This window comes from Aestuariivirga sp., assembly GCF_044238155.1.
Classification (GTDB): Bacteria; Pseudomonadota; Alphaproteobacteria; order Rhizobiales; family Aestuariivirgaceae; genus Aestuariivirga.
This window is the reverse complement of sequence record NZ_JBIIDX010000209.1, coordinates 1-4,343: the sequence shown is the minus strand read 5'-3', so window position 1 is coordinate 4,343 and position 4,343 is coordinate 1. Positions and strand designations below refer to the sequence as shown.

At 63.9% G+C, this 4,343-nt stretch carries 5 protein-coding genes; 4 read left to right on the top strand and 1 reads right to left on the bottom strand.

The annotated features are described in order from the left end of the window. Positions 1 to 168: 168 nt before the first annotated feature. Together ACILRN_RS15955 and ACILRN_RS15950 are read left to right on the top strand one after the other, a co-directional pair. A complete protein-coding gene (locus ACILRN_RS15955; protein ID WP_395689953.1) occupies positions 169 to 870 on the top strand; it encodes a tellurite resistance TerB family protein in 702 nt (233 codons plus the stop codon). Between the two features lie 27 nt (positions 871 to 897). Beyond that, entirely contained in the window at positions 898 to 1,773 is an 876-nt protein-coding gene (locus ACILRN_RS15950) for a YihY/virulence factor BrkB family protein (protein WP_395689952.1), read from the top strand. A gap of 15 nt (positions 1,774 to 1,788) precedes the next feature. On the opposite strand, the gene ccrA is transcribed toward ACILRN_RS15950, so the two are convergent. Continuing rightward, entirely contained in the window at positions 1,789 to 3,078 is a 1,290-nt protein-coding gene (gene ccrA, locus ACILRN_RS15945) for a crotonyl-CoA carboxylase/reductase (protein WP_395689951.1), read from the bottom strand. Between the two features lie 174 nt (positions 3,079 to 3,252). Between ccrA and ACILRN_RS15940 the strand changes: the two genes are divergently transcribed. Both ACILRN_RS15940 and ACILRN_RS15935 read left to right on the top strand, forming a co-directional pair. After that, the gene (locus tag ACILRN_RS15940; protein WP_395689950.1) at positions 3,253 to 3,552 is read left to right on the top strand and encodes a hypothetical protein; all 300 of its coding nucleotides are present in this window, start codon (positions 3,253 to 3,255) and stop codon (positions 3,550 to 3,552) included. A gap of 63 nt (positions 3,553 to 3,615) precedes the next feature. Beyond that, the coding region (locus ACILRN_RS15935) for a methylmalonyl-CoA mutase family protein (protein ID WP_395689949.1) at positions 3,616 to 4,343 on the top strand (728 nt) is incomplete at its 3' end.

Here is a 4,343-nt window from a genome sequence, read left to right as displayed (position 1 = left end):
GGCATGCGGAGCGGAATACCTTGCAACCACGAAGCCGGTTGCCCACATGAGCACGAACAGGGCGGGTGCTGCGGCGACCAGCAGGCGGGTGGCGGTGAGGTGGTTCGACATGCCTGTCATTTGCCAAGGTTTTCGCAGCGACGCGCGAATGAAACGACAGGAGACGGCATGTTTGATCCACAGAAGCTTCTGGAACAGTTCCTCGGTGGCGGCACGGCCGGCCAGGACGGCAAGGGCAAGGCGGGACTTTCGCCCGACTTCATGAAGGGGCTGGCAACCGGCGGCGTGGCCGGCGGCCTGGCCGGCGTTCTGCTGGGCGGCAAGAGCAGCAAGAAGCTGGCCAAGGGCGCCTTGAAGCTGGGCGGCACAGCGGCATTGGCCGGGCTTGCCTACAAGGCCTACACGCAGTGGCAGGCCTCACGCAACGCGGCGGCCCCCGCGGCAGAGCCCGCCATGAAGGACATCACCCCGGCGGCGGAGGGCACGGCCTTCCTGCCCGCTGCGAGCAGCCAGCGCAACACGATGAGCCTCGCCATTCTGAGCGCCATGATCGCGGCCGCCAAGGCCGACGGCCACATCGATGCCGAAGAGCAGCGCCGCATCTTCGACAGGCTTGACGCGCTCGACCTCGGAACCGAGGAGAAGGCCTTCGTGATGGATGAATTGCGCAAGCCGCTCGACATCGACTCGGTGGTCAGGGCCGCCACCAGCCCCGAGCTGGCGGTGGAGATCTACGCCGCCTCCTGCCTCGCCATCGACCCGGACGATGCGGCCGAACAGGCCTATCTTGCCATGCTGGCATCGCGGCTGAAGCTGGACCCCGGGCTGAAGGCGGCGGTGGAAACCGAGGCCCGCAAGGCTGTGGCCTGAGACCCGCCGCTCGGCTATTGAACGGGCATGACCAGACGGCCCGATGATGATGGCCCCAGCCTTGCAGCGCTCGCCCGCGAAAGCTTCTACCGGCTGTTCGCGGACGAGGCGATACCGCTGGCTGGCAACATCGCCTTCCGCATCGTGTTCTCGCTGTTTCCGTTCCTGATCTTTCTCACGGCGCTGGCGGGTTTCTTCGGCAACGACGATCTGGCCCAGGGCGTGGTGAACTTCCTGCTCGAGGTGGCCCCGGAGGAGCTCGTCAAGCCGCTGGCGCCCGAGATCCGCTCGATTCTCACCGTGCCACGCACCGGGCTTCTCTCCGTGTCGGCACTGATCACCATCTGGAGCGCCATGGGCGGGGTGGACAGCGTGCGCGTGGGGCTGAACCGCGCCTATGATGTGCGCGAAACACGCAGCGTCTGGTGGCTCTACGCCATCAACGTGCTGTTCGTCATCGCCTCGGCGGCGTTTCTGCTGGTCTTCGCACTGCTGATCGTGTTTGCACCATTGCTGCTGCAGCTGATTGAAACCCACGCGCCGGCCCTGCGAGGCCATCTGGTGACGCTGGACCAGCTGCGTTACCCGATCGGCATCCTGCTGCTGACGGCGGTGGTGCTGATCTGCCACCGCGTGCTGCCCGCAAGACCGCGGTCCCTGCTGGCCGTGCTGCCCGGCGTGGTGCTAACCGTGGTCGTCTGGGTGGTCCTGTCGGCGGTGTTCTCGGTCTATCTGCTGAACTTCAACACCTTCGCCTCGACCTATGCCTCGCTGTCGGGCGTGTTCACGGCCATGTTCTTCGTCTACATGGCCGCACTGGTGCTGATCCTGGGCGGCGAATTGAACCGCGTGCTGGAGGTCCGCCGCCTGATGCGGCAGGAACGCGGCGACGCCGAGGTGTGAGGACCCGGCGCAAGATCAGCCGGCGGCGGCCTCGATCACGTCGTCATGGGTGCGCAGCCCCGGCACGGGCGAGGAGACCAGCACGGCCATGTTGCCAGGGCGGTGCTCGTTCTTCCACATCTTCATGTGGGCCTTCGGAATGTCCTTCCAGGCATAGACGTCCGACATGCAGGGATCGATGCGGCGGTCCATGACCAGCTTGTTGGCAGCCGCAGCCTGCATGAGATTTGCAAAGTGAGAGCCCTGCACGCGTTTCTGGTGCATCCACAGATAGCGGGCATCAAGTGTCAGGTTGAAGCCCGTGGTGCCGGCACAGATCACCACCATGCCGCCACGCCGGGTCATCAGCACCGAGACGGGGAAGGTCGATTCACCGGGATGCTCGAACACGATGTCGACATTGTTGCCCTTGCCAGTGAACTGCCAGATCGCCTTGCCGAACTCGCGCGCGTGCTTGAGCCAGTCGTTGTACTCGGGCGTTCCGACCGCCGGCATCTGGCCCCAGCAGGCGAAGTTCTTGCGGTTGATGACTCCCCTGGCGCCGAGCGACATGACGAAATCGGTCTTGTCGTCATCCGAGATCACGCCGATGGCGTTGGCGCCGGTCGTGGCGATGAGCTGGATGGCCATTGAGCCAAGCCCGCCGGAGGCGCCCCACACCAGCACGTTCTGCCCTGCCCCGAGCACATGCGGCTTGTGGCCGAACAGCATGCGATAGGCGGTTGCCAGTGTCAGGGTGTAGCAGGAGGCTTCCTCCCAGGTGAGGTGTTGCGGCTTTGGCAGAAGCTGGCGGGCCTGCACCCGGGTGAACTGCGCGAAGGAGCCGTCCGGCGTCTCATAGCCCCAGATGCGCTGCGAGGGCGAGAACATCGGATCGCCGCCATTGCATTCCTCATCATCGCCATCATCCTGGTTGCAGTGAATCACCACCTGGTCGCCGATCTTCCAGCGCTTCACCTTGGACCCCACCGCATAGACGATGCCAGCAGCATCAGACCCGGCGATGTGGAACGGATTCCTGTGCCCGTCGATCGGCGAGATCGGCTTGCCGAGTGCCGCCCACACGCCGTTGTAGTTGACACCAGCGGCCATCACCAGCACGAGGCATTCGTCCTCGCCGATGGACCAGGTGGGAACCACCTCCACCTGCATGGCGGTGTCAGGCGCGCCGTGACGCTCCTGACGAATGCACCAGGCATACATGGAGGCGGGCACGTGGCCGAGCGGCGGGATTTCGCCCACCTCGTAGAGATCCTTCACCGACTGGTTGGCATTGGCGGCGGGCCGGGCGGCAGCGGAGGTCATGCGCAAACTCCTGGATGAACTGGAAGGAGGATAGCGAAGGCTAACGGATCCCGCATCGCAACAAAAGGAGGGGGAGCGGCAACCTCGCCGCTGAACAGGGTAAACCGCCTGTTTACAGTGATCTTTAGTTGCATTATGCCTTGTCTGCAATCAAGCAGTGACTGGCGTCGGCTCGTGTTGGAACTGTTGAGCGCAGGTGGTGGCATGGGGCCGTGGGCCCTGCCCGTCTCCGTGATCTGCGCCCTTGGCGGGGCGGTGGTGCTGGTTCGCCATGTCTATTTCCGGGGCTTGTTCGGCTTTGTCCTGAGTTTCATCGTGTTGCTGTGCGGCGCCCTGATCTTCAACATGATGGGCAGCGGACTGATTGCATCCTCATCGGCGGACCTGACCGAACCGATCCTGCTGTCGGCGGCCGGGATGACCGTTTCAGCCCTGATCCTGATCGGTTTTGCATCCCGGCAAGAGAACCACTAGAGCACGAACGACCCTCCCAAAGTCGTGGTTGCGGTGCAAAAATGACCGTGCCAGCATGATCTGATGACCGACAAACCCTGGCTCTTCCGGACCTATGCCGGCCACTCAACGGCGGCAGAATCGAACAAGCTGTTCCGCACCAATCTGTCGAAGGGCCAGACCGGGCTTTCGGTCGCCTTCGACCTGCCCACCCAGACCGGATATGACTCGGACCATGTGCTGGCCCGCGGCGAGGTGGGCAAGGTGGGTGTGCCGATTTCGCATCTGGGCGACATGCGCACGCTGTTCGAGGCCATTCCACTTGGCCAGATGAACACCTCGATGACCATCAACGCCACGGCGGCCTGGCTGCTCTCACTCTATGTGGCAACCGCCGAGCAACAGGGGGTTGCCCGCACCAGCCTCTCAGGCACCACCCAGAACGACATCATCAAGGAATATCTCTCGCGCGGGACCTATGTGTTTCCGCCCGGGCCCTCGCTGCGGCTGATCACCGACACCATCGCCTTCTCGACCCGCGAGCTGCCAAAGTGGAACCCGGTGAATGTCTGCTCCTACCACCTGCAGGAGGCGGGTGCGACGCCGGTGCAGGAGCTGTCCTATGCCCTGGCCACCGCCATTGCCGTGCTCGATGGCGTCAAGACATCCGGCGCGGTGCCGGACGAGGATTTTCCGGAGGTGTTTGCGCGCATCTCCTTCTTCGTCAATGCGGGAATCCGTTTCATCACAGAACTCTGCAAGATGCGCGCCTTCACCGAATTGTGGGACGAGATCGGCCGCGAACGCTATGG

What these genes read in the sequence shown, in the direction of transcription:
- ACILRN_RS15955 (WP_395689953.1), top strand. Translation starts at nt 169, where the DNA reads ATGTTTGATCCACAGAAGCTTCTGGAACAGTTCCTCGGTGGCGGCACG.
- ACILRN_RS15950 (WP_395689952.1), top strand. Translation starts at nt 898, where the DNA reads ATGACCAGACGGCCCGATGATGATGGCCCCAGCCTTGCAGCGCTCGCC.
- ccrA (WP_395689951.1), bottom strand. Translation starts at nt 3,078, where the DNA reads ATGACCTCCGCTGCCGCCCGGCCCGCCGCCAATGCCAACCAGTCGGTG.